Below are 25,041 nucleotides of genomic sequence, written 5' to 3'. Positions count from 1 at the left end.
TCAACGTGCGCGTAGTGGCGAGTCGGAGTATCGTACTCTACGTGAGAAGTAGAGATAGTGATACCACGCTCACGCTCTTCTGGCGCATTATCGATAGATGCGAAGTCACGTGCAGCACCACCGTATACTTTAGCCAAAGTAGTACAGATAGCAGCAGTCAGAGTGGTTTTACCGTGGTCAACGTGGCCGATAGTACCAACGTTAACGTGCGGTTTCGTACGTTCAAATTTTTCTTTAGACACGATCGTGTTCCTTCCTAGTTGTGATTCGCCCCACATATTGGCGGGACGCGTCAGAAGTTGTATTTTATGCGCCAACCGAAGCTGACGCAATATTTCTGCTAATGTTTAGCCGCGTTCAGCGATGATTCCATCGGCGATATTCTTCGGAACTTCAGCATATTCGCTGAACTCCATCGAATAGGAAGCACGGCCTTGGGTAGCAGAACGAAGATCCGTTGCATAACCAAACATCTCAGAAAGCGGAACATGGGCACGGATAATCTTCAGCCCGGCCGGGCCTTCATCCATACCACCGATGATACCGCGACGACGGTTCAAGTCGCCAACTACATCACCCATCCAGTCTTCCGGCGTGGTTACTTCAACTTTCATCATAGGTTCAAGAATGACAGGTTGCGCATCAAGTGCCCCTTTCCTGAACGCCATAGAACCGGCGATCTTAAACGCCATTTCGCTCGAGTCAACATCGTGGTATGAACCATCGAACAGCGTCGCTTTGACGTCCAGTACCGGATAACCGGCAAGTACACCATTTTTCATCTGCTCTTCGATACCTTTGGCAACTGCACCGATATATTCTCTCGGTACTGCGCCACCGACGACTTCGTCTACAAAGACGAAACCGGCATTCGGCTCTGAAGGTTCAATCTTCAGCCAGACGTGACCGTACTGGCCGCGACCACCAGATTGACGTACGAACTTTCCTTCCACTTCCGTTTTACCACGGATAGTTTCACGGAAAGCAACCTGAGGCTTACCAACGTTACATTCAACGCTGAACTCACGCTTCATACGGTCAACGATGATATCCAGATGAAGCTCACCCATACCCGAAATCAGGGTTTGGCCAGATTCTTCATCGGTTTCTACCCGGAATGATGGATCTTCTGCAGCCAGTTTACCCAGTGCAATACCCATTTTTTCCTGGTCGGCTTTCGACCTTGGTTCAACAGCAATCTGAATAACTGGCTCTGGGAATTCCATACGCTCCAGAATCACTTTGTGTTCCGGATCGCACAGAGTATCACCTGTAGTAACGTTCTTCAGGCCAATTGCTGCCGCGATGTCGCCAGCTCGAACTTCTTTAATTTCTTCACGCTTATTGGAGTGCATCTGAACGATACGGCCAAAGCGCTCACGCTTATCTTTCACCGTGTTGTAGACGCTATCGCCTGAATTCACAACACCGGAATAAACACGCATAAATGTCAGAGTGCCTACGAACGGGTCGGTCGCGATCTTAAACGCCAGTGCAGCGAAGGGTTCTTCATCGCTTGAGTGGCGGATCACTTCATTGCCATCCATATCTTCACCACGGATTGCTTTTACTTCCGTTGGCGATGGCAAGAATTCCACAACCGCATCCAGTACAGCCTGAACACCTTTGTTCTTAAATGCAGAGCCACAGGTTGCCAGTACGATTTCATTATTCAGCGTACGTTGGCGCAGACCGGCTTTGATTTCATCTTCAGACAAGGTACCTTCTTCAAGGTATTTATCCATCAGTTCTTCTGATGCCTCAGCCGCTGACTCAACCAGATTAGTGTGCCATTCTTCGGCCAGCTCTTGCATATCTGCCGGGATGTCTTCATAAGTGAAGCTCATGCCTTGATCGGCTTCATCCCAGTTGATCGCTTTCATTTTAATCAGGTCGATCACACCTTTGAATTCTTCTTCCGCACCAATATTCAGCTGAATAGGCACAGGATTTGCGCCAAGACGAACTTTGATTTGCTCAATCACACGCAGGAAATCAGCACCTGCACGGTCCATCTTGTTAACGAAGACCATACGCGGTACTTCGTATTTGTCAGCCTGACGCCATACTGTCTCAGACTGAGGTTCAACACCGGATGAGCCACAGAAAACAACCACTGCACCATCAAGTACGCGCAGGGAACGCTCTACTTCGATGGTAAAATCAACGTGTCCTGGGGTGTCGATAATATTGATGCGATGCTCAGGAAACTGAGCGTCCATACCACGCCAGAAGGTTGTAGTGGCAGCAGAGGTTATGGTGATCCCACGCTCCTGCTCCTGTTCCATCCAGTCCATGGTAGCTGCACCATCGTGTACTTCACCAATTTTATGGGAAAGACCTGTGTAAAACAGGATACGCTCGGTCGTGGTTGTTTTACCGGCGTCTACGTGAGCGCAAATACCGATGTTACGGTAACGCTCAATAGGAGTTTTGCGAGCCACGGTTGAATCCTCTTACTAAGGTGATCCTTAGAAAATGGTACGGGCGCAGCAGGCCAAGCCTGCTGCGCCCATTCGCTAATAATGAAATTACCAGCGGTAGTGTGCGAACGCTTTGTTCGCTTCTGCCATACGGTGAACGTCTTCACGTTTCTTAACAGCAGAACCTTTGTTGTCGGCAGCGTCCAGCATTTCAGCAGCCAGGCGAGCAGCCATAGATTTTTCACCACGCTTACGCGCAGCTTCAACCAACCAACGCATAGCCAGAGCATTACGACGCACAGGACGTACTTCTACTGGCACCTGGTAAGTTGAACCACCTACACGGCGAGATTTAACTTCTACCGCTGGGCGAACGTTATCAAGAGCTTTTTCAAAAATTGACAGGTGCTCTTCACCAGAGCGCTCAGCCATTGAATCCAGTGCAGTGTAAACAATTTTCTCTGCAGTAGATTTCTTACCGTCAACCATCAGGATGTTGACGAATTTTGCCAGCAATTCAGATTTGAATTTAGGATCTGGAAGGATCTTACGCTGACCAATTACGCGACGACGTGGCATGGAAATTCTCCGTTGTCTTCTTCAGGTTTTATCCAAAACTTTTCAGTTTTTTCAAAATTACAAATAATTTAGTGTTTGGCCTTACTTAACGGATTCCATTAAGACTTAGGACGCTTCACACCGTACTTAGAACGACCTTGTTTACGATCGTTAACACCCGCACAGTCAAGTGCACCACGAACAGTGTGGTAACGAACACCTGGAAGGTCTTTAACACGACCACCACGGATAAGAACAACACTGTGCTCTTGCAGGTTGTGGCCTTCACCGCCGATGTATGACGTTACTTCAAAACCATTGGTCAGACGTACACGACATACTTTACGCAGTGCGGAGTTTGGTTTTTTTGGAGTAGTAGTGTATACACGAGTACATACACCACGTTTTTGTGGACACGCTTCTAGCGCAGGCACGTTGCTCTTAACAACTTGCTTTGCACGTGGTTTGCGTACCAGCTGGTTAATAGTTGCCATTAAATAGCTCCTGATTATTTACTTTCGTAAAGGTGAAAAATCTGCCTCCCAACAACAGGAGGACGCGAAATTTTAGGCGTCGGACTATAAGGTGTCAAGATATATACAGCGATCACATCTATGATCATTTCTTAACCACCCTCTTTACGGCTGATTGAATCCTTTTTAACCGCGTTTATTCAAGCCCATTTCATGCAGTTAGGATGGCGTACCGTTAACTCCACCAACATATTGTGATCGATCACTTCTACATCCGCGGCAACCCGTCCTGCCAGGCCTCTCGCCTGTAAATCCGTTTCCAGTACGTACACTGCCCCCGCTTGCTTCAACGCAGATTCAAGCTGTCCCGGCGCAGTAGCGGCGACAACGCCATCTTGCAGCAACACAATTTCATCACCGGGTAAAAGTTGAGCAACGCACTGCTGTAATGCTCGGTTTTGAAAAGGAGAAGAAAAAATCATGTGTAACATAGAAAGTCCTGAAAGCTGCACGCAGCATTAGTCGCCGAGAGATTAGTAACTGAGAATTTTCTGGCAACGGTGAAGTCTGGCCGCCAGATCCTGCGGTGAAAGCAGCTCCGCCTCGATCAGCAAATCATCCAGAGTGAGCCCACGCTCAGCCATTGACTCGCGGCACACAAACACATCTTCAAGATCATACAGTGACAACATTTTAAAGGCGGCGCTGTATTCACGCCCCAGCACCGCTGCTCCCTGCTGCCCTTTAAGCAGTTGCCATACCCCATCGCCAATGAAGAACAGTTGCAGCTCTTCACTGTAAGCGGACGTTGCCAGTACGGCATCTAACCCTTCACGGCCGCTGTTAAGACCGTGCGGCACGGTTGTGAAAACAAATCCGACAGACATAATACTTCCAGAAACGGTTAAAACTGAATCACGCGATCGGCGCTCAACAACATTTCGGCCAGCCCGCCCAGCCCGGCCTGTTCAAAGCCAGCGGCCAGATTATGACCCGGCAGCGCATTCTGGCTGGCTTCAAGTTCGCTGACTACCCCGCGGCGCAACGCGGCGGCCACACAGGTTTGCAACTCGACCTGATGCTCTCTGCCCAGCTGTTGCCAGGCGGCCAGTAAATCAAACTCATCCGACGCAGGTGCGGTCAGTGCAGAGCCGTTGTGAACACCATCCTGATAGAAAAATACCCGTTGCAACCTGTGCCCGTTTGCGATGACGGCCTGAGCAAACTGCAAGGCACTGCGTGCATTCTGCGAACCGTAGGCCGGCCCATCAACCACCAGGGCAAAAGTCAGGCTCATTTTTCGCCATCCTCGGTTTTACGCTGGCGTATATATAAGTAGACAGTATGTTTAGAGATATTCAGACGGTCAGCAACCCTGTTAATTGCATCTTTAATATCGAAGATCCCTTTGTCGTACAGCTCCATCACTATCTGACGGTTTTTGGCATTATTCGAGACATTCTTGTCGGCATTAATTTCTTCGATCGTGCGTTCAACCGTCTGATCCACCAGCTCATCGACGTCGCTGGCAAAATTCACGCTGGAAGCGGCCTGCTTTGCCTCATCAGTCGGCATGAAAGATTGCAGAATCTGAGAAAAAGGAGCATCCAGGTTAACGTTGATACACAGCAAACCTATGATATTGTCATCGGCATTGCGAATCGCAATCGTGATGGACTTCATCAATGCCCCACCCTTGGCACGGGTGAAGTACGCCCGGGAAAAGTTGCGCTCTGACCCTTCGATATCACGCAGCATACGCAATGCCAGATCAGTGATCGGCGAGCCCACTTTGCGGCCGGTATTTTCACCATTGGCAATTTTGATCGCCGAGGTATTCAGATCGGCCAGTGAATGCAGCACAATTTCACAAAAAGGCCCTATCAGGGTGGCCAGTCCATCAACCACGGCTTCGTATGAGCGCAATATAACAAAGTCGTGCTCAGTAAAAGTACGGGTCTCTATTAAGTCACTTTCCACCATGACTTCAGTGCCAAAGTTATCGGTCGATACCACTTTCAGTCTTCCTTGCTTGTTCCCGCTCGACTGGTGTTGAAGGCAAGCTTCGATTTAAACGAAACGGGGAAAAATTCAATTCTTGCTTGCAAGTTTATCAGAATATGAATACAGGTCTTCAGAAAATGAAATTTGCAGCGCACAAAAATGATCCTAAATCAGCGCTATAAATGCAAAAAGCCCGGCATCAGCCGGGCTTGAAGGTCAGATTAACGCATTGCTTACTGCTCAGCAGTGGCTTCTGCATCCTGATCCGCTTTTACGATATCCAGCAGTTCAACCTCAAACACCAGGGTAGAGTTTGCCGGGATACTTGGGTTGGCTTGTGAACCGTAAGCCAGCTCTGGCGGGATAACAAACTTGAACTTAGAACCGACCGGCATCAGCTGCACGCCTTCAGTCCAGCCCGGAATCACCTGGTTCAGCGGGAAAGTAGCCGGTTGATTACGCTTATATGAGCTGTCAAATTCCGTGCCGTCAATCAGCGTCCCGCTATAGTGCACCTGCACTGTATCGGTGGCTTTTGGCATCTCACCTTTACCTTCAGTCTCAACCTGATACAGCAGGCCTGATTCCGTTTTCTTCACGCCTTCCTGTTTTTCGAAATCCGCGCGGAAATCATCGCCAGCTTTGGTGTTCTTTTCAGCTTCTTCTTTGGCTTTGCTCGCCATCATGTCAGAGACACGCTGATCCAGATCCTGCAGCGCCTGCTGCGTTTCTTCCTGGCTCATACGGCTGTTACCGGCAAAGACATCGCTCACCCCAGCCAGTACATCTTCTTTTTTCAGATCCAGACCCAGCTCTTTTTGCTGTTCCAGGTTAGCTGACAGGTATTGCGCCAGTGAAGCCCCGATAGCATAGGCCGCTTTCTGATCATCAGACTCGAATGCCTTTGCGGCTTCTGTCGCAGCTGGCTGCTCAACTGCCGCAGGCTCAGCCGTCTCTGCCGGTGCTGAAGTTTTCTCATCCTGACAGCCTACCGCCAGCAGAATCGTTGCTGCCAACACAGACATTTTTAGAACTGGTTTCATGTATCTCTCCATTTATTCAGAGTCTAAGCTCTTAATTTTACGCAAGGTTCCACACAGCTATGTTAAAACCATGCCATATCAATATACTAATACCAACTATTTTCTTACCGTCATTCACTGCGTCGGACACAAATACGTCACAGCCGGAACGCAATAGTCTTAAAACGGAAAGTACGATCCATGCGCTCATTATTTTTAGCAGCAACTTTCATTCTGGCACTCTTTACACTGACCGGTTGTGATATTTCCGGCCCGGAACGCCAGCGCTGGAATCTGACCGCTGACGGCGCCACCACATTCAGCCTGAGCCGGGATGGTCGCTTTGCGTTAGTTTATTCAGTTCAACAAGGTATCGTGCTCTGGGATCTACAGCAAAACAAAAAGTTAGCTGATTTAGGTTCTCAAGATCCACATCACACAACAGTGACAAACAGCGAGATATCCGACAATCAGCGGTTTGCCATTACTGTGACCGCACAAAACTTTGCGATATGGGATCTGGCCTGGAGCCAGGCACAGGGATTATGGTCTGTCTCTGACGGCATCATACGTGATGCGGCCATCGCCAATGACGGCAAACAGATACTCCTGGCACTGTCAAACGGTAAAGCGCTGTACGTCGACTTGGGCAACGGAAGACGGCTGGAGTTCCTTGCCCACAGAGAAAAAGTCAATGCCGTCGCCCTTTCCCCCAACGGCCGTTACGCCCTTTCCGGTGGAGATGACAATCTGGCTTATCTCTGGGATACGGTCAGCGGCCAGATTCTTTATCGGTTTGAACACCCGACGCGGGTCAACCAGGTCGCCCTGCAGCGAGACGGCAAGCTGGCTTTCACCGCAGACAGCGGTAATCAGGCGTTTCTCTGGGATTTGTCCGACGGCCATAAACAGTCGGCACTGGCCATACGCCTGAGACAGCAAAACTTTTCCAGTTCACGTTTTTCTGATGACGGCAGCTATCTGGCAACAGGTACCCCCTCCAAACGGGTAGAGCTTTGGAACACTTCAACCGGGGAACGGGAAGCTTACTGGAAAGCCGCCACGCAAGAAAACGAGCGTCCGGGGTCGGCGGTGGTGTATGATGTGGCCATCACACCAGACGGTGACGTTCGCTCAGGCAGCTCAGCCGGCATCGCCCAGGACTGGTATATCACTGACTGAACACAGTAAACAGCAGCCGACATTAACAATGACAGAGATTGAACAAAAGCTACAGGCTCAGATTGATGAGCTGGAAATGAAACAGGCTTTTCAGGAACAGACCATTGAAGAGCTGAACAGCGCATTGACCCAGCAGCAGTTTCTGCTCGACAAACTGCTGGTACAGGTGCGCTATTTAGCCGGTAAAGTGCAAGGCTCTCAGGTGTCCAATATCGCCAGTGAAAGTGAAGAGACCCCGCCACCGCATTACTGATGCCGCGCAGAAAGCACGGATAAACTGATGATACAAAAACGGGAAGCCTGAGCTTCCCGTTTTGTCGTCATGACAAGATGACTTAGTGGTTGCAGCAACCGCCATCATGATCATGGTCGTGATCGTGGTCATGGCCACAACCGCCTTCCTGATGGATATGGCCGTGCGCAATCTCATCTTCAGTCGCCGCTCGGGTGGCAACGATTTCAACGTTAAATGTCAGAGTCTGACCCGCCAGCATGTGGTTACCGTCAACCACCACTTCATCGCCATCCACTTCAGTCACTTCAACAGGGATAGGGCCCTGATCGGTATCTGCCAGGAAACGCATTCCTACGGTAATCTCATCGACACCCTGGAAGACTTCAGCCGGTACACGCTGAACCATTTCTTCATGGTGCTCGCCATAAGCCTCTTCCGGGGCCACAGTCACTTCGAATTTGTCGCCAACTTCACGACCTTCCAGCGCATTTTCCAGACCAACGATCAGGTTGCTGTGGCCATGCAGGTAATCAAGTGGCGCCTCAGTGGTTGACTCGTCAACAACGACGCCCTCTTCAGTTTTCACTTGATAAGCCAGGCTTACTACTGTGTCTTTAGCGACTTTCATGTTTACTCCGAATTTGAGCAGGGATTTAATCCGCCATCATACCGGATCTGCCGGCTATGACGCCAATTTTGTTCGCGCCGACGGTTTTATTCCGGCTTGAAAATACCAATCACCTGCTCTGATGTTGTGCCCGTAACATGTTTACTGTCTTCAACCGACTTAGGCAGGCGCGTATCAGTATGATGACAAGCCACACACTCGACTTTCTCTACCTCATTTTCCAACCACCAGCGAAGAGTATCTTGCTGCTGGCATGCCGGACATACAGCCCCGGCGATAAAGCGTTTCTTACTCATGGTTCCTTTCCTGCTACTGCCAGGTTCTGCTGGCCTGTCGGCCGGTCAGTCCCAGCCATTGTGTCGCTCACGTTCACCCCGCATTTCCCGATCGAAGATCTCTTCCAGCTCTTTACGGGCTTCTCTGGCCCGGGTAGCTAAGTGAACATCTTCTGAATGCTGGGGCAATAAGTCCCGCAAGGCGGTGGTATCTAATTTCCGAAAATGTGCTTCTGCCCGTTTGGCTTTGTAGGGATGCATGCCCAGTGCAACCAGTGCCTGGCGTCCCAGATCCAGCGCGCCGGCAAAGGTCTCACGAGAAAACCTTTCCACGCCATGGCTGAGTAACTGATGCGCTTCCACCCGGCTGCGGGCGCGTGCCAGTATTTTCAGGCGCGGAAAATGCTGCTGGCAAAGCGCAACCACCTGCATCACCTCTTCCGGATTGTCGGTACAGATAATGATAGCTTCTGCTTTTTCTGCGCCCGCCGCACGCAGTAAATCGAGCTGGCTGGCATCGCCATAATACACCTTATAGCCAAACTTACGCAGGAACTGAATCTGACTTGGATCCCGTTCTAATATAGTGACCCGGATTTTATTGGCAAACAGCAGCCTGCCGACGACCTGACCAAAACGGCCAAACCCGGTAATGATCACTCTGGGTTCGCGATCAACCACATCAGATTCCGGTTCATCGCTGGCTTCAGCCTTAAAAGTGCGGATGAACCATTTGTCCTGTAAACGCAAGATCAGAGGCGTGGTCATCATAGACAGACTCACCACCACCAATAAGAAACTGCTCAGATCTGCCTCTAACAACCCTTCACTGCGTGCAGCAGTAAAGAGTACAAAAGCAAATTCACCGCCCTGACTGAGAATGGCTGCCATCTGGCTGCGCGACTTGGCCTGAATACCGAACAGGCGGGCCAGCAGATACAGGATTAAGCCCTTAATCACCACCAGGGCCACAACGGCCGCGAGAATTTGTAACGGGTACTCCAGCAGCAGGCCGAGATTTACCGCCATACCGACAGAGATAAAAAACAGGCCGAGCAGCAACCCTTTAAACGGCTCGATGGCAATTTCCAGCTCATGCCGGTACTCGCTTTCCGCCAGCAGCACCCCGGCCAGAAAAGTACCCAGCGCCATCGACAGGCCGAGAATTTCCATGCCCAGCGCAATACCTATCACCAGCAGCAGAGCCGTGACGGTAAAAAGCTCGCGTACCCCAGACATCACAACCCAGCGAAACAAAGGCCGCAGAAGGAAATGGCCACCGACCAGCAATACCGCTATACCAGCCACCATGGCGACCAAATCAAGCCAGGTGCCACCATCGCTGCCCGCCAGCAGAGGTAACACGGCGAGCATAGGGATCACGGCAATATCCTGAAACAGCAGCACGGCAAAGCCGGACTGCCCGGTTTGCGAGCCGCCGATGCCCTGCTCTTCAATGATCCGCAGTGCTATCGCGGTGGAAGATAACGCCAGCCCCATCCCTATCACCAGAGCGACCCGCCAATCCACCGCCCCGACAAACTGCCCGCACACCAGTACCAGTGAGGCAATCACTAAACTGGTCAGTACCACCTGACTGCCGCCCAGGCCCAGAATGGGTTGTCGCATTTGCCAGAGTTTGCTGGGATTCAGCTCCAGGCCAATCAGAAACAGCAGCAGAACGACCCCGAACTCGGAGAAATGCAACACTTCCTCCACATCATTGATCAGCCCCAGCCCCCAGGGGCCAATGCCGATCCCGGCCAGCAGATAGCCCAACACCGATCCCAGCCCGAGACGCTGGGCAACCGGCACAGCCACCACCGCCGCCGCCAGAAACACCACACCGGCACTCAATACATCAGACGCCATAACGCTTCTCCCTGTCGGCGCCGGTCTCGGCCAACGGCGAGATCAGCCACTCACGGTACAACTGCGCATGTTCGCGCCGTTCAGCATCCGGCACCCGCCGTGCCCAGTGCAGCACCAGAGGGGGTATCCAATGCATCTGGCACAGCTCTGCAGTGAGTTCAAACGGTTTCAGAATGTCACCCACACTGCTGCGGTTATAACCATCCGGCGTGTAGGCTTCGGCCGCCCCGCCCGTGGTGATGACTGAACGCCAGTATTTGCCCTTGGTTGCCTTGCCATCCCCATGGGCGAACCCTTTGCTGAGTACCACATCAATCCATTCTTTGAGCAGTGAAGGGCATGAGTACATATAAAGAGGGTGCTGAAAAACCAAAATATCATGCTGAGCCAGCAAGGTACGTTCATAAGTGATATCGATGAAAAAGTCCGGATATTTACCGTAAAGATCGTGAAACGTCACATGAGGCAGATTCGCCACTGCCGATAGCATGGCTTTGTTGGCAACAGACGCATCAGGATCCGGATGCGCGTAAATCAGCAGAATGCGTGGTGGGGCGTGCTCCATTGGCCTGGTCCTCATTTCCCTGAGTAACATCATGAGCATTAACGGGATGTCCCGGCTCTTGAAACATCATACCGAATTCTGGCGCCAAAAGATCGCTTAATTCCTGAGATTTCAACAGCAAAATAATGCGCTGCCCGTTCCCGGGTCTTCGGCCTTGTTCGCAGTTAACCGATGTTTAGTATAGACTGCCGCACCAGAAACCTATTTGTTGTGGAGCGGCAACAGCCGGTAGTAACAGGCTATGATCACTTTTTCTGATATTCAATTACTCAGGGGCGGAAATGTCCTTTTAGATCAGGCAACTGCCACTATTCATCCTGGCGATAAAGTCGGACTGGTGGGCAAGAATGGCTGCGGGAAATCCACGCTGTTTTCGCTGATCAAGAACGAGCTGACCGTCGATGCCGGGCAACATTCTGTCCCATCGCACTGGGAGCTGGCCTGGGTGGCACAGGAAACGCCGGCTCTGGAACGTACCGCACTGGATTATGTGATTGACGGTGACCGCGAATACCGCCAGCTGGAACAGGCACTGCTGGCGGCAGAACAGGCCGATGACGGTAACAAGGTTGCCCTGCTGCACGACAAGCTCGACGCGATTGGCGGTTACAGCATTAAAGCCCGGGCATCCGAACTGCTCGATGGCCTGGGCTTTTCTCAGGCCCAGATGGACTGGAACCTGACACAGTTCTCCGGTGGCTGGCGCATGCGCCTCAATCTTGCCCAGGCCCTGCTGTGTCGCTCAGATTTACTGCTGCTCGATGAGCCGACCAACCACCTGGATCTTGATGCCGTGCTGTGGCTGGAAAAATGGCTGCAAAATTACCGGGGCACTCTGGTACTGATTTCGCACGACCGCGATTTTCTCGATCCTGTTGTCGGGCGTATTATTCATGTCGAAAACCAACGCCTGAATGAGTACACAGGTAACTATTCGTCATTTGAGAACCAGCGGGCGGAAAAACTGATCCTGCAGCAGTCGATGTATCAGAAGCAGCAAAAGCAAATGTCGCACATGCAGTCTTACATCGATCGCTTCCGCTACAAAGCCAGCAAAGCCCGCCAGGCGCAAAGCCGGATCAAGGCGCTGGAGCGTCTGGAAAAAGTGCTGCCCGCCCAGTTCGACAACCCGTTCAGCTTTGAATTCCGCGAGCCGGACTCACTGCCCAACCCGATTATGATGATGGATCAGGTCGCGGCCGGTTATGGTGAGACATCGATCCTGGATAAGATCCGCCTCAATCTGGTACCGGGCAGCCGAATTGGTCTGCTGGGCCGTAACGGTGCCGGTAAATCCACCCTGATCAAATTACTTTCAGGTGAACTGGCGGTACAGGCCGGTGAGCTGACTTACTCGCAAGGGGTGAAAATCGGTTATTTTGCCCAGCACCAGCTGGAAACCCTGCGCCTGGATGAAACCCCACTGCAGCACATGAACCGCCTGGCACCGGAAGCAACAGAGCAGCAACTGCGTGACTACCTCGGCAGTTTTGGCTTCAAAGGCGACAAGGCACTGGATCTGGTTGGCCCCTTTTCCGGGGGAGAAAAAGCCCGCCTGGTACTGGCACTGATTGTCTGGCAGCGCCCGAACCTGCTGCTGCTGGATGAACCGACCAACCACTTGGATCTCGACATGCGTCAGGCACTGACGCTGGCTCTGCAGTCCTTTGAAGGGGCGATGGTCATCGTCAGCCACGACCGCTATCTGCTGCGCGCCACCACGGACGATTTGTATCTGGTGCACGACAGAAAAGTCGAGCCTTTTGATGGCGATCTCAATGATTATCACAAGTGGCTGGCTGAGCAGCAACGTACTGAGCGTCGTGAACAACAGGCCAGCAAGCCGGACACCGCCGGAAAAGATAACAGCGCGGCTTCCCGCAAAGAGCTCAAACGTCTGGAGGCGGAATTCCGCAAACAGACTGCGCCGCTGCGTAAACAGGTTGAAAAACTGGAAGCTAAGATGGAAAAACTCGGCCAGTCGCTGGCGACAGCGGAAGCCGCCTTGTCTGATCCCAGCATCTATGAAGCGGACAACAAAGCCCAACTCAACCAGACACTGCTTGATCAGAGCCAGGCAAAAGCCGCTCTGGAAGAGGTTGAAATGGAATGGATGGAACTGCACGAGCAGTTAGAAACGATGGAGCAGGACTTCAATGCCAAATTCTGAACACTATGCCGGTCAGCCTTTTCAGCCGGATCAGTTCTGGCGCTTTTGCCTGCAGCACTACAGTCTGGGCGGGGTCAGCCAGGCCTGCCTGCAACTTCAGGACGATTTTCAGGGTAACGTCAATCTGGCCTTGTTACTGCTCTGGCTGGACAGCCAGCAGTACCCTTTGTCAGAAACAGAAATTCGCCAGCTGAATAAAGCGCTGACCGCGAGCGACGGCCAACTGACAGCCTACCGTCAGTTGCGCCGCGCGCTGAAACCTCAACTCGACCAGTCGGGTTACCAGCAGATGCTGGATTTTGAGCTGCTGCTGGAGCAAAGCCAGCAGCAGGATCTGATCCGCTGCCTGAACCATCAGGCGCAGCAGGCCAGAGCCGCGCTGCCACCGCCTGCCGACAACCTGGCCCAGTACTGCCAGCACCTGAATGCCGCCAGCCTGACAGCAGCAATTCGCGGCTGACCACCAGGGTGAAAGCAAGAAGATCAAGGCAGCCTGGATGCCTTACCATATCATCACCACGCAACCCGCGGTCAAGGCGCCCATCAACAGATTGAAAATCTGTCTGGCTTTCGGCTGATTCAGCCAGCGGCCAATCATGGTGCCGAATCCGGCCCAGAGTGAGACGCAGGGAAAGCCCACTACAAAGAAAATCAGGGCAACCGCCGCCGCAGACAACCAGTAGCCTTCCCCGCTCATCGTAAAGGTACTGATCGCCGTCACCGACATCATCCAGGCTTTGGGATTGACATACTGAAACAATGCCGCGGCAAAAAACGACATAGGTCTGGCATCACTGTCTTCGGTCTGCACCCTTCCTCCTGATGAGGCAATCTTCCAGGCCAGATACAGTAAATAGGCACTGCCAAGCCAGCGCAGGGCTTCATGCAACACAGGGTAGCGCACAAAAAGCACCCCCAGCCCAGCCGCTACCAGCAGAATCATACTCACCAGCCCCCCACCAATGCCCAACATGTGTGGCACGGTGCGCCAGTAGCCAAAATTAGCACCTGATGCTGTCACCATCATATTGTTCGGCCCGGGTGTCCCGGTCATCGTGGCCGCAAATGCGGCCAGAGAGATCAAAAATTGCCATTCCAGATTCATCTGCCACTCCATGATTCACACCCATTTGTATCGATACAATTTAATTTTCAGCTTGATTTTATTGCCACAAAGTGGTCAAAATGCAGCCTAACAAGGGAAATAGTTGGGATCAAAGGATTTATTGTCACCATGACAATCGAGACAATTCAGCAAGATTTTTTCGCACGGGGTGAGGATGGGCTGCCCAAATACCGTCGTCTGGCCGAGACCATGGCATACCTGATTGAATCCGGCCAACTGGCAGCCGGCAGCAAGCTGCCGACGCACAGAGCCATGGCCGATAAACTGCAGGTCACGGTCGGAACCATTACCCGCGCCTATGCCGAAGCCGAACGCCGGGGGCTGGTGGAAGCCAGAGTGGGCGCTGGTACGTACGTCTGTCAGAGTCACCGTCCGGGCTGGGTGTTCAATTACCCCACTCAGGCGCCTGATGAATGCAATTTTGGCTATAACATCCCGCCCTATATCGACCGCTCTGCACCGCTGGCTCAGGCCATGCAGACGATCGCGCAGCAGGCAGACCAGCTCAACCACCTGATGCTGTACCAGGATCCGCAAGGGCTGAGCGAACACAGAGAGGTGATTTGCCGCTGGCTCAGCCGCCATGGTACTCAGCTCGACCCGGCGCGTATGCATTTCACCTCCGGCGCTCAGCATGCCATTCAGCTGGTGCTGTCTGTGTTTTGCCGCAGTGGTGATAATCTGCTGACCGAACAGGTGGTCTATCCCGGCTTTCTCGGGCTGGCCCGTCAGATGCAGCTCAATGTCAAAGCGGTAGAGATGGATGAGGAAGGCCTGATCCCTGAGAGTCTGGACGCGGCCTGCCGCCTGTATCAGCCCAGAATGCTTTACTGCACGCCGACGCTGCAAAATCCTACAACAGCCGTCATGAGCCGGGAAAGGCGCGAAGCGATTCTGGCGGTGTGCCGCCGCCATCAGGTGCTGGTCATTGAAGATGATGTCAATGGCCTGCTACCTCTCGAGGTTCCGCCGCCAATGGTCAATCTCGACAGTGAACAGGTGATCCATTTCGGCAGCCTGTCTAAATGCCTGGCTCCGGGGTTGCGGCTTGGTTACATCCAGGTGCCAAGCAAGTACCAGGACAGACTGAACACAGCGCTGCACCATCACTGTCTGATGATCAGCCCGCTGCTCAGTGCCTTGGCCTGCGCATTGATCCACCAGGGCGATGCCGACCGGCTGCTGAACGGGATCCGGCAAGATATGATCCAGCGCCATGCCCTGCTCGACCGTTATCTGCATCCCTATCACATTCAGTATCACGCGCAGAGCTTTCATGCCTGGCTCACCTTGCCGGACCACTGGCGGTTGAGTGACTTTGTCGCGGCTGCCGAAGCCAGAGACGTGATCGTCAAATCGGCCGAACTGTTTACGCCGCCCGGCTCGACGATTCATCAGGCTGTGCGTCTGGCCATCAGCGCGCCGCACAGTCATGATAAACTTGAACAAGGTCTGGCGATCCTGGCTGAGCTGCTGGCTCAGGAGCCATACCCTGATTTTCCGCTGTAAGGGAGAAGCCGATGTATCATTTTGAGCCTGCCGCTGGCCTGCGTAACGCCCATCTACAAACCATTCTGCCGCGGATTATTCGTCGTCAGGCCAGGTTCGAGCCGCTGACGGAGCGCATTCAGACCCCGGATGATGATTTCCTCGATCTGGTCTGGACCGACACGCCGTCTCACCACCCGGCGCAGACGCCTGTCATGATCCTCTTTCACGGCCTGGAAGGCAGTTTTCGCAGCCCCTACGCCCACAGCCTGCTGTTTGCCGCCAAACAACAGGGCTGGCTGGGGGTGATGATGCATTTTCGCGGCTGCAGCGGCGAAATTAACCGTCAGGCGAGAAGCTATCATTCGGGGGAAACCTCTGACGCCACCTTTTTTATCCGCCACCTGCGTGAGCGTTTTCCCTGCAATCCCCTGCTGGCGGTGGGGGTTTCGCTGGGCGGTAACATGCTGGTCAATTATCTTGCCGAAACCGCTGAAACGTCGGAACTCACTGCCGCTCAGGTCATCTCACCGCCTTTGGATCTGGCGGCCTGCTCAGATCGGATACAGCAAGGGTTTTCGCGGGTCTACCAGCGTTACCTGCTGGGTTCCATGAAGAGGAATATGCTGAAAAAAATGGCGTCCTTGCCCGATGTGCTGCCCTTTCAGAGTGAGCAGATAACAGCACTGCGCTCGCTGCGCCAGTTTGACGATGCCGTCACCGCCCCCCTGCATGGTTTCAGTAATGCCGAGGATTACTACCAGCGCTGCAGCGGGTTGGGCAAACTGGCCCTGGTCACTACACCACTGCGGGTGATCCATGCCGCCGACGATCCTTTTATGACCGAGGCTGTGATTCCCAAGCAACCGCTGCCGCCGCACATTGACTATCACCTGACCCGGCATGGCGGCCACGTCGGCTTTATCAGCGGCAACTGGCGAGAGCCGGTTTTCTGGCTGGATCACACCGTACCGGCCTGGTTCCGGGACAAGCTGGGGGCATAACAAAACAACGCCTGCAAGCAGGCGTTGTTTTTTCCGTATTAGCCGATCTTGCCGGTGTCAATTAACTGCTGAATCAGCGGCCGCATGATCAGCTCCATCGCAAAGCTCATTTTACCGCCCGGCACCACCAGGGTATTGTGGCGCGACATAAAAGAGCCCTGGATCATCGCCAGCAGATAGGGAAAGTCCACGTTCTTAATGCCGCGAAAACGAATAACCACAAAACTCTCATCCAGACTGGGGATCGCTTTGGCACTGACCGGGTTAGAGGTATCCACTGTCGGCACACGCTGAAAGTTAATATGGGTTCGGGAAAACTGTGGCGTGATGTAATTGAGGTAATCATCCATCGAGCGGACAATGGACTCCATGACCGCCTCGCGGGAATGGCCGCGATCCCGGGTATCACGAACGATTTTCTGGATCCATTCCAGGTTGACAATAGGCACCATGCCAATCAGCAAATCTACATGCTGTGCCACGTTGACATCGCCGTCCACCACACCGCCGTGAAGTCCTTCATAAAACAGCAGATCGGTATTTTCCGGCAAATCCTGCCAGGGAGTGAATGTACCCGGCATCTGGTTATACGGCACTGCCTCGTCAAACGTATGCAGGTATCGGCGAAATTTGCCGCTGCCGTCTTCGCCATACTGGCGGAAAAAGTGACCCAACTGAGCAAAATCGTTGGCCTGCGGGCCAAAATAACTGATATGACGGCCTTGCTCTTTGGCTTTGCGGATCTCCACATCCATTTCAGGGCGGGTAAACCGATGGAAACTGTCTCCTTCCAGCCAGGCCGCATGAATGTTCAACATGTTAAACATTTTACGGAATGCTTCTGAGGTGGTGGACGTTCCTGCTCCGGAGGAACCTGTTACTGCAATGATCGGGTGTTTTGCAGACATGACATACCTTGTCGTTAATCCTAACGGAATCAGTTATTAACAGGGCCAGAGAAAGCAGTCAAGTTTCGCAGGCCCGTTCATCGGCGTCAGCTTCCGTTTTCTGCTGCCGCTTTTCATTATGGCAGCTTTATTCTGCGCTAAGCGAACGGCGCAGTTTAATATCAACCGTTTCATGGAGTTCAGAGAACATAATCACTGCCTCGCCATTATCCAGTTGCTGCCTGACTCTGGCTACTTTCTGCGCCAGACTCAGCTCGCGTTCGCCATAGTCCGTGCCTTCACGCAGCACAAAGTGTTCGATCAAATTATCAAGCGTCTCGGGATCCAATTCTTGCCAGGGGATAATCATACTGCTCACCGAAAAATAAGTGGGAAAACCGGTACGGCTTTCCCGAATCACCATTAAGCGGCAACAATTTCAAAAGAATGTGTCAGCGCAACCCCTTTGCCCAGCATCAGGCACACAGAACAGTATTTTTCCAGCGAATCACCAACCGCTTTGGCCACCAGTGCTTCATCAAGATCATGACCTGTCACCACGAAATGCAGATTGGCGGCGGTGAAATAACGCGGTGCCTGCTCGCGGCGCTCTGAGGTTATATTGGCTTCACAGGCCGTGATGGCCTGGCCGGCACTTTTCAGGCCGTCAACCACATCGACAGAGCTGCAACCGCCAGCCGCCATCAGTACCAGTTCCATCGGACTCGGCGCCGTTTTGCCGCCGTTACCGTCCATGACCACACTGTGGCCCGAGTTTGACTGGCCGACAAAAGTCAAACCTTCTACCCATTTAACACGTGATTGCATGCGATGCTCCTTACTACTCAAACCCGCATTTAAAAACTAAGTCACAACTGTGTGATCATGTGCACAGTAATGCGTCCAAAATGTGCATTTATCGTCACCCAATATCAAGCAATGCGTGTCGAAAAAAGTTAAACTCTTGGACTGAATGTTCACATGCGCTTGCAGCCCAGCCGTTGACTGAATATCCTAGTTGGAAAACAATGATATTGTTATACCCAACCCCAATTCAAGGAATGACGTTGTTGGGCAACACACTGCAGAGGAAGTTAGTAATATGGTTCCAGGTAAACCGCAAACAGATCCAACCTTGGAGTGGTTCCTTTCTCATTGCCACATTCATAAGTACCCTTCAAAGAGTACACTGATCCATGCTGGCGAGAAAGCAGAGACCCTCTACTACATCGTTAAAGGCTCCGTTGCCGTTCTTATCAAGGACGAAGAAGGCAAAGAGATGATTCTGTCCTACCTCAACCAGGGCGACTTCATCGGTGAGCTTGGCCTGTTTGAAGAAGGCCAGGAGCGTACTGCCTGGGTTCGTGCAAAAACACCATGTGAAGTGGCAGAGATTTCCTTTAAGAAATTCCGTCAGTTGATTCAGGTTAATCCGGACATTCTGATGCGACTGTCTGCACAGATGGCTCGTCGCCTGCAAGTCACCAGCCAGAAAGTGGGCGACCTGGCGTTCCTGGATGTCACCGGTCGTATTGCCCAGACGCTGCTGAATCTGGCCAAACAACCTGATGCCATGACTCACCCGGACGGCATGCAGATCAAAATCACCCGTCAGGAAATCGGTCAAATCGTTGGCTGTTCCCGTGAAACCGTTGGCCGCATCCTGAAGATGCTGGAAGAGCAGAACCTGATTTCTGCCCACGGTAAAACCATAGTGGTTTACGGCACTCGCTGATCACTCAGCTGTGATGCAGCCAATGTGAGTATAAGAAAAGCCGCCGATGCGGCTTTTCTTGCATTTTCACCCCATCACCCTGCTTTGCATCAGGTTTCTCTAGTTAGCTCACAGTTTTTCGGTTGCCTTCCTCATCCCTACTGCTACATTTGGCATATCAGTTTTATGTGGATGAGCGATATGGATATCGAACGTTTTGCCCCGAATGCGCAGCACAGTCAGGTTCCTACCCGCCCTGTGGTCACGCTAGGCCGTTTTCTTACAGTATCGGTGGAAATGACAGGGTTTCAGTCACCCCGCCAGTTACTGGAACAGGAAGCCAGCCTGCACTCTGGCACCTTGAGTCGTGACAACGATACCTGGATGCTGCCCTTGGATCAGCAGCACTGAGACCAGGTATTTCAGGCATAAAAAAACAGCGGCCCGAAGACCGCTGTTTTGAGTATGTTTCAGCCAGGCTGAATCACATATTGGTACTTTCGAAGATTTTATCAGCTGACGCTTCGACAAACCCCGGATAGAGTTCCCCGTCCGCCTGCGGATAACGCTTGGCGAATTCATAAAAGCCGCCAGGAATAGTGCGTACACCGTCGGTGAAGGACACATCAACACGATCAGCCATAGTGGATGACTGCTCCAGCATCACTTCCGGATTGCCTTTCACTTCGCCACCGGCTTCATTGATACTGAACCCGTTGTGACGCAGCAGGCTGTTAACCGCCGCCACTTCCGTGAACTGCTCCAGCTGATTGACGCTCACAGTAAAGTGATTAGCGCCGTAACCGTGAGCGGCGACCCAACCGGCATACTCGCTTTCTGCAGCCAGCATTTCATAGGTCGCAAAATCCAGCTCCCACAAACGGCCGCCATAGAGGAATGATGCATCATTCATTGCACCGTCAGGGATCTGTTTTACCAGCGCACGCACCGTGTTCTGCAATTGTGCAGAACACTGACCTACCAACAGTTCACTGATAAACACTTTCGGAGCAGCCGGATTAGGGTGCTCGAAATGCTCAGCATACAGTTTCTTCTGCTCGAAATGATAGGTGCCGCACGGCTTATAGCCAATGGCGATAAAAGGCGCAGCCAGAACATCCAGGCTAACACCAGGCAGATTAAAGGTACGCAACGCAATATGATCATTTTGCAGAGGCTCTTCCTCTGTCAGCAGATCGTGTACCTGCGCCGCCGACGGGCAAAGACGGGTAGTGAAGTCCTGCCACAGGGCATCAAACAATTTTTCCACTCTTTCCATGATGCGGTTCCCCTTCGAAAATACGGGTTGAGTATGAGTTACAGCTGGATCCCTGGAGACAGCTGTGACGGCAATTCGGTTGCCTCACCTTCCATAGATGCCATTGGGTAGGCACAATAATCCGCGGCGTAGTAAGCACTCGGACGCAGGTTACCTGAGGCACCCGGACCACCGAAAGGTGCATCGCCGCTGGCGCCGGTCAACTGGCGGTTACGGTTTACGACGCCGGCACGGATATGATCGATGAAATATTCCCACTCACTGTCGTCGGTAGAGACCAGTCCGGCTGACAAACCGTAACGGGTGTTGTTTGCCATCTCGACCGCCTGAGGCAGTTTCTGGTAACGCGCCACCTGCAGCAGCGGCCCGAAGTATTCTTCGTCCGGCAGCTCGGCAATCTTACTGACTTCAATGATACCCGGAGTCACTATCGCGCCCTGACCACGTTCAGCTTTCAGCAGCGGCTCGCCGCCCATGCCAATCAGACGCTCCTGGGCTGCCACGATGTTATCGGCGGCCAGCGTCGAAATTTGTGGTCCCATAAACGGCTGCGGCTCGGCAAACGGGCCGTCAACCTTGATGGCTTTGGTGGCTTCGACCAGCGCCGCAATCAGTGCATCACCTTCTTCCCCTTCAGGGACATAGAGACGACGGGCACAGGTACAACGCTGTCCGGCACTGATGAAAGCAGACTGAATAATGGTGTACACAGTCGATTTCAGATCGCCATACGCCTTGGAGATGACCATAGGGTTGTTACCGCCCATCTCCAGCGCCAGCATTTTACCCGGCTGACCGGCAAACTGACGGTGCAGGATATGTCCGGTATTGGCACTGCCGGTAAACAGCAGACCGTCGATACCGGCAGACTGCGCCAGTGCTTCACCGGTAGCCCGTGCACCCTGAACCAGGTTGAGTACACCGGCAGGCAAACCCGCCTGCTCCCACAGCTTGACGGTTTCTTCCGCCACTTTTGGCGTCAGATCAGAGGGTTTAAACACCACAGTGTTACCCGCCAGCAGCGCTGGGACGATGTGACCATTTGGCAGGTGGCCTGGGAAATTATACGGACCAAATACCGCCATCACGCCCAGCGGACGGTGACGCAGTACGGCTTTGGTGCCAGCGACGTCTTTTTCACGCTCACCGGTACGCTCATTGTAAGCGCGCAGAGAAATGGCAATCTTACCCACCATGGCGCCGGCTTCAGTGCGTGTTTCCCACAGCGGTTTACCGGTTTCTTCAGCGATAGTGCGGGCAATGTGCTCGCTGTTATCTTTGACCAGGGCAGCGAAGCGCTCAACGATAGCCTGACGCTCTTCCAGGCGGGTATGACGCCAGGTAACCAGAGCCTGACGCGCACTGGCTACCGCCTGCTCAACCTGCTCGGTTGTGGCACTCTTACCTTCCCAGATCACTTCACCGCTGAATGGATTCAGCGATTGCATCGCTTCACCCTGACCGGCTTGCCAGTTACCTGCAATCCATTGTGTCATCTTGTATTCCACCCTAGTTATTGAGCAATCAGGCGAACCTGATCCCCGTTTTTCACTTCTAACACCTTGGCCATTTCCGGAGAAATGATGGCCAGATTACGTTCACCATCCAGTGCCGCTTTACCTACCGTTGCACGGAAACCGGCAAACCGGGTATTACTGATGATGTAATTATGCGAGCTGTGATGTTCGCCGATCTCAACCGTACAGCGCTGAGAGGCACGGACAGACTCAATATGGCGAAGATCGCATTCCACCGTGGGGCCGGCATCAAAAATATCAACATAGCCACGGTTGACGAAACCTTCCGCTTCCAGCAATTTTAGCGCCGGACGCGTATTGTCGTGCACCTGACCAATCACGGCCTGAGCTTCTTTGCTCAGCAGGTTGACGTAAATCGGCAGTTTCGGCATCAGATCGGCAATAAATTCTTTTTTGCCGATACCTGTCAGGTAATCTGCTTCAACGAAATCAATCGAGAAAAAGTGCTCTTTCAGCCATTCCCAGAACGGGGAGTTACCCTGCTCATCTGACACACCACGCATCTCGGCAATCACAGTGTCAGAGAAACGATGACGATGCTCGGCCAGCATAAGGAAACGGCACTTGGAGAGCAGTTTTCCGTTCAGTCCCTGACGCCATTGCGGGCGCAGGAATAAGGTACATAGTTCACTCACGCCCGTGTAGTCATTACCGAACGTCAGTACCTTCAGCACTTTATGCACATCCAGATGATGTGAATTATGAACAAGTGTGCTGAGGTGATAAGTATAGAATGGGTTATCCAGTCCGACCGCTGCTTCCAGCGCTGTCGTACCGGCAATTTCGCCTGTCTCAGTGTCTTCCGCTACCATGAGGTAGCCTTCCGGACCCGGTGCAGTGACGTCTTTATTAAAGCTTTCAACTGAATGAGCGATCCGATTGCTGAGGATCTCCTCATTAACCGGCAATGATGTGAATCCGTGGCCAGATTCTTCGGCGCACGTCATCAGTGCAGGCAAATCCGCTTTTGTAATTGGACGTATAACCAGCATCGAACTCCCTCCTGATGCAGGTAGCAACACAGGTTGCTAACTCTGAATATCTGTTATTTCTTACTCTTCTAACAACTACCCCGGGCGAACCCCGGGGCAGCAAGCAGGGCAAGCTATTGTGCCTGCCCTTGTCTTATTATTGGTTGTACAGCTTGGCGATAGCACGTTCCAGTCGAGCCATGCCTTCTTCGACGTCCGATTTTTCAATTACCAGCGATGGAGTGAAACGTACAACGTTGGTACCCGCCACCAGTACCATCAGACCTTCTTCACCAGCCGCCAGCAGCACATCACGTGCACGGCCCTGCCAGTCTGCATTCAGGACTGCGCCCAGCAACAGGCCCTTGCCACGTACTTCAGCGAAGATTGGGTATTGCGCATTGATTTTTTCGATGCCCTCACGGAACCACTGCTCACGCTCTTTCACGCCAGCCAGGACTTCCGGCTTGCTGACTTCGTCAACCACAGCCTCAGCCACGGCACACGCCAGCGGGTTACCGCCATAGGTAGAACCGTGAGTACCGATTTTCAGGTGCTGCGCCAGCTCAGTGGTAGTCAGCATAGCGCCGATAGGGAAACCGCCGCCCAGAGATTTCGCTGTGCTCAGGATGTCCGGCGTCACGCCCAGCCCCTGATACGCATAGAACTCGCCGGTACGGCCGTTACCCGTCTGTACTTCATCAAACACCAGCAGCGCATTGTGCTTGTCACACAGCTCACGCACGCCCTGGATAAATTCCTGGGTCGGAGAAATGATACCGCCCTCGCCCTGCAATGGCTCCATCATCACCGCACAGGTGCGGTCAGAGATATGTGCTGCCAGCGCTTCAAGATCGTTATACGGCAGGTGCGTAACCGCCTGAGGTTTTGGACCGAAGCCGTCAGAATACGCAGCCTGACCACCCACTGTCACAGTGAAGAAAGTACGGCCGTGGAAACCTTGTTTAAAGGCGATGATTTCGTCTTTTTCCGGGCCGAATTTATCAGCCGCGTAACGGCGCGCCAGTTTCAGCGCGGCTTCGTTTGCTTCGGCGCCAGAGTTGGCAAAGAAGACTTTCTCTGCAAAGCTGACTTCCGTCAGTTTTTTGGCCAGGCGCAGTGCCGGCTCATTGGTCATGACGTTGCTTAGGTGCCAGATTTTCTCACTCTGCTCTTTCAGTGCTGACACCATAGCCGGGTGACAATGGCCCAAGCAGCTCACCGCGATACCACCGGCGAAATCGATGTACTCACGATCATCCTGGTCCCACACGCGGGCACCTTTACCTTTCACCGGGATGATTTGCATTGGGGCATAACAAGGTACCATGACCTCATCAAAGGTTTGACGTCCTACTTTTTGATCCGTCGCCATTATACTTTCCTTCTGTGTATATCGCTTTGCGCATAGTATTTACATAATTTTAACCGATTCCAATAGCAGAAAATGTTTTTCCTTTGCGGAAAGTGCGTCATATAACTGCGATGGATACATATTTATGCGTGAGTAAGGAAAACTTATTAAGACGATTTTAAGGAAAGGTGTTTTTCCCTGTAGGAATCAATGCCCCTGTTGATGATTTCGCGAAATGCATAAGCTTGCGACAAAGGCCGGATGAATATTTTT

28 protein-coding genes and 1 pseudogene are annotated in these 25,041 nt (G+C 52.6%); 8 read left to right on the top strand and 21 right to left on the bottom strand.

Annotation, left to right across the window (positions count from 1 at the left end; all coding sequences use genetic code 11):
• The 9 genes from D6M16_RS20910 to fkpA all read right to left on the bottom strand — a co-directional run.
• Nucleotides 1-242 (bottom strand): GTP-binding protein (locus tag D6M16_RS20910; RefSeq protein WP_240435674.1); only part of this gene is annotated, 242 nt, incomplete at its 3' end.
• A 105-nt stretch (nt 243-347) separates the two neighbouring features.
• Nucleotides 348-2,444, bottom strand: a complete 2,097-nt coding sequence (gene fusA / locus D6M16_RS20905) for an elongation factor G (protein WP_120513812.1) — start codon at nt 2,442-2,444, stop codon at nt 348-350.
• Nucleotides 2,445-2,531: 87 nt separating this feature from the next.
• On the bottom strand, nt 2,532-3,002 hold the full coding sequence (gene rpsG / locus D6M16_RS20900) for a 30S ribosomal protein S7 (RefSeq protein ID WP_027250668.1): 471 nt from the start codon (nt 3,000-3,002) through the stop codon (nt 2,532-2,534).
• Between the two features lie 98 nt (nt 3,003-3,100).
• Nucleotides 3,101-3,475 carry a 30S ribosomal protein S12 gene (gene rpsL, locus D6M16_RS20895; RefSeq protein WP_004399892.1) on the bottom strand — a complete coding sequence of 125 codons (375 nt, stop codon included), beginning with the start codon at nt 3,473-3,475 and terminating at the stop codon, nt 3,101-3,103.
• Nucleotides 3,476-3,654: 179 nt separating this feature from the next.
• Nucleotides 3,655-3,945: a sulfurtransferase complex subunit TusB gene (gene tusB / locus D6M16_RS20890; RefSeq protein WP_120513811.1), complete on the bottom strand. Its 291-nt coding sequence runs from the start codon at nt 3,943-3,945 to the stop codon at nt 3,655-3,657.
• A 42-nt stretch (nt 3,946-3,987) separates the two neighbouring features.
• Complete coding sequence (tusC, locus tag D6M16_RS20885; RefSeq protein ID WP_120513810.1) at nt 3,988-4,344, bottom strand: sulfurtransferase complex subunit TusC; 357 nt, start codon at nt 4,342-4,344, stop codon at nt 3,988-3,990.
• Nucleotides 4,345-4,358: 14 nt separating this feature from the next.
• Nucleotides 4,359-4,751 carry a sulfurtransferase complex subunit TusD gene (gene tusD / locus D6M16_RS20880; protein WP_120513809.1) on the bottom strand — a complete coding sequence of 131 codons (393 nt, stop codon included), beginning with the start codon at nt 4,749-4,751 and terminating at the stop codon, nt 4,359-4,361.
• The gene (locus D6M16_RS20875) at nt 4,748-5,437 is read right to left on the bottom strand and encodes a helix-turn-helix transcriptional regulator (protein ID WP_202602059.1); all 690 of its coding nucleotides are present in this window, start codon (nt 5,435-5,437) and stop codon (nt 4,748-4,750) included. Before D6M16_RS20875 ends, tusD begins: the two co-directional genes overlap by 4 nt.
• A gap of 254 nt (nt 5,438-5,691) precedes the next feature.
• Nucleotides 5,692-6,501: an FKBP-type peptidyl-prolyl cis-trans isomerase gene (gene fkpA / locus D6M16_RS20870; RefSeq protein ID WP_120513807.1), complete on the bottom strand. Its 810-nt coding sequence runs from the start codon at nt 6,499-6,501 to the stop codon at nt 5,692-5,694.
• Between the two features lie 180 nt (nt 6,502-6,681).
• On the opposite strand from fkpA, the gene D6M16_RS20865 reads away from it, so the two are divergent.
• Entirely contained in the window at nt 6,682-7,662 is a 981-nt protein-coding gene (locus tag D6M16_RS20865; protein WP_120513806.1) for a WD40 repeat domain-containing protein, read from the top strand.
• Nucleotides 7,663-7,690: 28 nt separating this feature from the next.
• Nucleotides 7,691-7,915: a SlyX family protein gene (locus D6M16_RS20860; protein ID WP_120513805.1), complete on the top strand. Its 225-nt coding sequence runs from the start codon at nt 7,691-7,693 to the stop codon at nt 7,913-7,915.
• 91 nt (nt 7,916-8,006) lie between these two features.
• Here D6M16_RS20860 and slyD read toward each other — a convergent pair.
• The 4 genes and pseudogenes from slyD to kefG form a co-directional block, all read right to left on the bottom strand.
• Nucleotides 8,007-8,525 (bottom strand): annotated as a pseudogene (slyD, locus tag D6M16_RS20855) (peptidylprolyl isomerase); the annotation flags it as partial.
• Between the two features lie 86 nt (nt 8,526-8,611).
• A complete protein-coding gene (locus D6M16_RS20850) occupies nt 8,612-8,821 on the bottom strand; it encodes a YheV family putative zinc ribbon protein (protein WP_120513803.1) in 210 nt (69 codons plus the stop codon).
• Nucleotides 8,822-8,866: 45 nt separating this feature from the next.
• Complete coding sequence (kefB, locus tag D6M16_RS20845; RefSeq protein ID WP_120513802.1) at nt 8,867-10,672, bottom strand: glutathione-regulated potassium-efflux system protein KefB; 1,806 nt, start codon at nt 10,670-10,672, stop codon at nt 8,867-8,869.
• Nucleotides 10,662-11,237 (bottom strand): glutathione-regulated potassium-efflux system ancillary protein KefG, encoded by a 576-nt coding sequence (gene kefG / locus D6M16_RS20840; RefSeq protein ID WP_120513801.1) that lies wholly within the window; start codon nt 11,235-11,237, stop codon nt 10,662-10,664. The genes kefB and kefG overlap by 11 nt, the downstream gene beginning before the upstream one ends.
• Nucleotides 11,238-11,478: 241 nt before the next feature.
• Between kefG and D6M16_RS20835 the strand changes: the two genes are divergently transcribed.
• Nucleotides 11,479-13,407, top strand: coding sequence for an ABC transporter ATP-binding protein (locus tag D6M16_RS20835; RefSeq protein ID WP_120513800.1), 1,929 nt, complete (start codon nt 11,479-11,481; stop codon nt 13,405-13,407).
• Entirely contained in the window at nt 13,394-13,867 is a 474-nt protein-coding gene (locus D6M16_RS20830; protein ID WP_120513799.1) for a TIGR02444 family protein, read from the top strand. The genes D6M16_RS20835 and D6M16_RS20830 overlap by 14 nt, the downstream gene beginning before the upstream one ends.
• A 42-nt stretch (nt 13,868-13,909) precedes the next feature.
• On the opposite strand, the gene D6M16_RS20825 is transcribed toward D6M16_RS20830, so the two are convergent.
• Complete coding sequence (locus tag D6M16_RS20825; protein ID WP_240435673.1) at nt 13,910-14,524, bottom strand: LysE family translocator; 615 nt, start codon at nt 14,522-14,524, stop codon at nt 13,910-13,912.
• A 117-nt stretch (nt 14,525-14,641) separates the two neighbouring features.
• Between D6M16_RS20825 and D6M16_RS20820 the strand changes: the two genes are divergently transcribed.
• Together D6M16_RS20820 and D6M16_RS20815 are read left to right on the top strand one after the other, a co-directional pair.
• Entirely contained in the window at nt 14,642-16,042 is a 1,401-nt protein-coding gene (locus tag D6M16_RS20820; RefSeq protein WP_120513797.1) for an aminotransferase-like domain-containing protein, read from the top strand.
• An 11-nt stretch (nt 16,043-16,053) separates the two neighbouring features.
• The gene (locus D6M16_RS20815) at nt 16,054-17,025 is read left to right on the top strand and encodes a hydrolase (protein ID WP_120513796.1); all 972 of its coding nucleotides are present in this window, start codon (nt 16,054-16,056) and stop codon (nt 17,023-17,025) included.
• A 38-nt stretch (nt 17,026-17,063) separates the two neighbouring features.
• Here D6M16_RS20815 and D6M16_RS20810 read toward each other — a convergent pair whose 3' ends face one another.
• The 3 genes from D6M16_RS20810 to D6M16_RS20800 form a co-directional block, all read right to left on the bottom strand.
• A complete protein-coding gene (locus D6M16_RS20810; RefSeq protein ID WP_120513795.1) occupies nt 17,064-17,933 on the bottom strand; it encodes a phosphoribulokinase in 870 nt (289 codons plus the stop codon).
• Nucleotides 17,934-18,060: 127 nt separating this feature from the next.
• The gene (locus D6M16_RS20805) at nt 18,061-18,282 is read right to left on the bottom strand and encodes a YheU family protein (RefSeq protein ID WP_120513826.1); all 222 of its coding nucleotides are present in this window, start codon (nt 18,280-18,282) and stop codon (nt 18,061-18,063) included.
• 53 nt (nt 18,283-18,335) lie between these two features.
• A complete protein-coding gene (locus D6M16_RS20800; RefSeq protein ID WP_120513794.1) occupies nt 18,336-18,740 on the bottom strand; it encodes an OsmC family protein in 405 nt (134 codons plus the stop codon).
• Between the two features lie 274 nt (nt 18,741-19,014).
• Here D6M16_RS20800 and crp point away from each other — a divergent pair, with 274 nt between their 5' ends.
• Nucleotides 19,015-19,647 carry a cAMP-activated global transcriptional regulator CRP gene (crp, locus tag D6M16_RS20795; RefSeq protein ID WP_027250650.1) on the top strand — a complete coding sequence of 211 codons (633 nt, stop codon included), beginning with the start codon at nt 19,015-19,017 and terminating at the stop codon, nt 19,645-19,647.
• Nucleotides 19,648-19,827: 180 nt separating this feature from the next.
• Entirely contained in the window at nt 19,828-20,037 is a 210-nt protein-coding gene (locus D6M16_RS20790; protein ID WP_120513793.1) for a hypothetical protein, read from the top strand.
• A 73-nt stretch (nt 20,038-20,110) separates the two neighbouring features.
• On the opposite strand, the gene D6M16_RS20785 is transcribed toward D6M16_RS20790, so the two are convergent.
• The 4 genes from D6M16_RS20785 to D6M16_RS20770 all read right to left on the bottom strand — a co-directional run bounded on the left by D6M16_RS20785 (nt 20,111) and on the right by D6M16_RS20770 (nt 24,789).
• The gene (locus D6M16_RS20785) at nt 20,111-20,905 is read right to left on the bottom strand and encodes a DUF1338 domain-containing protein (RefSeq protein WP_120513792.1); all 795 of its coding nucleotides are present in this window, start codon (nt 20,903-20,905) and stop codon (nt 20,111-20,113) included.
• Between the two features lie 38 nt (nt 20,906-20,943).
• A complete protein-coding gene (gene astD, locus D6M16_RS20780) occupies nt 20,944-22,401 on the bottom strand; it encodes a succinylglutamate-semialdehyde dehydrogenase (RefSeq protein ID WP_120513791.1) in 1,458 nt (485 codons plus the stop codon).
• Nucleotides 22,402-22,418: 17 nt separating this feature from the next.
• The gene (gene astA / locus D6M16_RS20775) at nt 22,419-23,435 is read right to left on the bottom strand and encodes an arginine N-succinyltransferase (RefSeq protein WP_120513790.1); all 1,017 of its coding nucleotides are present in this window, start codon (nt 23,433-23,435) and stop codon (nt 22,419-22,421) included.
• A gap of 136 nt (nt 23,436-23,571) precedes the next feature.
• Nucleotides 23,572-24,789 carry an aspartate aminotransferase family protein gene (locus tag D6M16_RS20770; RefSeq protein ID WP_120513789.1) on the bottom strand — a complete coding sequence of 406 codons (1,218 nt, stop codon included), beginning with the start codon at nt 24,787-24,789 and terminating at the stop codon, nt 23,572-23,574.
• Nucleotides 24,790-25,041 lie beyond the last annotated feature (252 nt).

Origin of the sequence: Photobacterium salinisoli (assembly GCF_003614885.1) — a bacterium.
Classification (GTDB): domain Bacteria; phylum Pseudomonadota; class Gammaproteobacteria; order Enterobacterales; family Vibrionaceae; genus Photobacterium; species Photobacterium salinisoli.
This window is presented reverse-complemented; position numbering and strand designations above follow the sequence as displayed.

Bases quoted from the DNA above. Each gene is read 5' to 3' on its own strand.
- D6M16_RS20875 (WP_202602059.1), bottom strand. From the start codon at position 5,437: ATGGTGGAAAGTGACTTAATAGAGACCCGTACTTTTACTGAGCACGAC.
- astD (WP_120513791.1), bottom strand. From the start codon at position 22,401: ATGACACAATGGATTGCAGGTAACTGGCAAGCCGGTCAGGGTGAAGCG.
- D6M16_RS20825 (WP_240435673.1), bottom strand. From the start codon at position 14,524: ATGGAGTGGCAGATGAATCTGGAATGGCAATTTTTGATCTCTCTGGCC.
- D6M16_RS20860 (WP_120513805.1), top strand. From the start codon at position 7,691: ATGACAGAGATTGAACAAAAGCTACAGGCTCAGATTGATGAGCTGGAA.
- D6M16_RS20810 (WP_120513795.1), bottom strand. From the start codon at position 17,933: ATGTCTGCAAAACACCCGATCATTGCAGTAACAGGTTCCTCCGGAGCA.
- D6M16_RS20850 (WP_120513803.1), bottom strand. From the start codon at position 8,821: ATGAGTAAGAAACGCTTTATCGCCGGGGCTGTATGTCCGGCATGCCAG.
- tusD (WP_120513809.1), bottom strand. From the start codon at position 4,751: ATGAGCCTGACTTTTGCCCTGGTGGTTGATGGGCCGGCCTACGGTTCG.
- kefB (WP_120513802.1), bottom strand. From the start codon at position 10,672: ATGGCGTCTGATGTATTGAGTGCCGGTGTGGTGTTTCTGGCGGCGGCG.
- D6M16_RS20835 (WP_120513800.1), top strand. From the start codon at position 11,479: ATGATCACTTTTTCTGATATTCAATTACTCAGGGGCGGAAATGTCCTT.
- D6M16_RS20770 (WP_120513789.1), bottom strand. From the start codon at position 24,789: ATGGCGACGGATCAAAAAGTAGGACGTCAAACCTTTGATGAGGTCATG.
- D6M16_RS20865 (WP_120513806.1), top strand. From the start codon at position 6,682: ATGCGCTCATTATTTTTAGCAGCAACTTTCATTCTGGCACTCTTTACA.
- crp (WP_027250650.1), top strand. From the start codon at position 19,015: ATGGTTCCAGGTAAACCGCAAACAGATCCAACCTTGGAGTGGTTCCTT.
- rpsL (WP_004399892.1), bottom strand. From the start codon at position 3,475: ATGGCAACTATTAACCAGCTGGTACGCAAACCACGTGCAAAGCAAGTT.
- astA (WP_120513790.1), bottom strand. From the start codon at position 23,435: ATGCTGGTTATACGTCCAATTACAAAAGCGGATTTGCCTGCACTGATG.
- tusB (WP_120513811.1), bottom strand. From the start codon at position 3,945: ATGTTACACATGATTTTTTCTTCTCCTTTTCAAAACCGAGCATTACAG.
- D6M16_RS20820 (WP_120513797.1), top strand. From the start codon at position 14,642: ATGACAATCGAGACAATTCAGCAAGATTTTTTCGCACGGGGTGAGGAT.
- D6M16_RS20815 (WP_120513796.1), top strand. From the start codon at position 16,054: ATGTATCATTTTGAGCCTGCCGCTGGCCTGCGTAACGCCCATCTACAA.
- kefG (WP_120513801.1), bottom strand. From the start codon at position 11,237: ATGGAGCACGCCCCACCACGCATTCTGCTGATTTACGCGCATCCGGAT.
- D6M16_RS20805 (WP_120513826.1), bottom strand. From the start codon at position 18,282: ATGATTATCCCCTGGCAAGAATTGGATCCCGAGACGCTTGATAATTTG.
- fkpA (WP_120513807.1), bottom strand. From the start codon at position 6,501: ATGAAACCAGTTCTAAAAATGTCTGTGTTGGCAGCAACGATTCTGCTG.
- D6M16_RS20790 (WP_120513793.1), top strand. From the start codon at position 19,828: ATGGATATCGAACGTTTTGCCCCGAATGCGCAGCACAGTCAGGTTCCT.
- D6M16_RS20785 (WP_120513792.1), bottom strand. From the start codon at position 20,905: ATGGAAAGAGTGGAAAAATTGTTTGATGCCCTGTGGCAGGACTTCACT.
- D6M16_RS20830 (WP_120513799.1), top strand. From the start codon at position 13,394: ATGCCAAATTCTGAACACTATGCCGGTCAGCCTTTTCAGCCGGATCAG.
- D6M16_RS20800 (WP_120513794.1), bottom strand. From the start codon at position 18,740: ATGCAATCACGTGTTAAATGGGTAGAAGGTTTGACTTTTGTCGGCCAG.
- rpsG (WP_027250668.1), bottom strand. From the start codon at position 3,002: ATGCCACGTCGTCGCGTAATTGGTCAGCGTAAGATCCTTCCAGATCCT.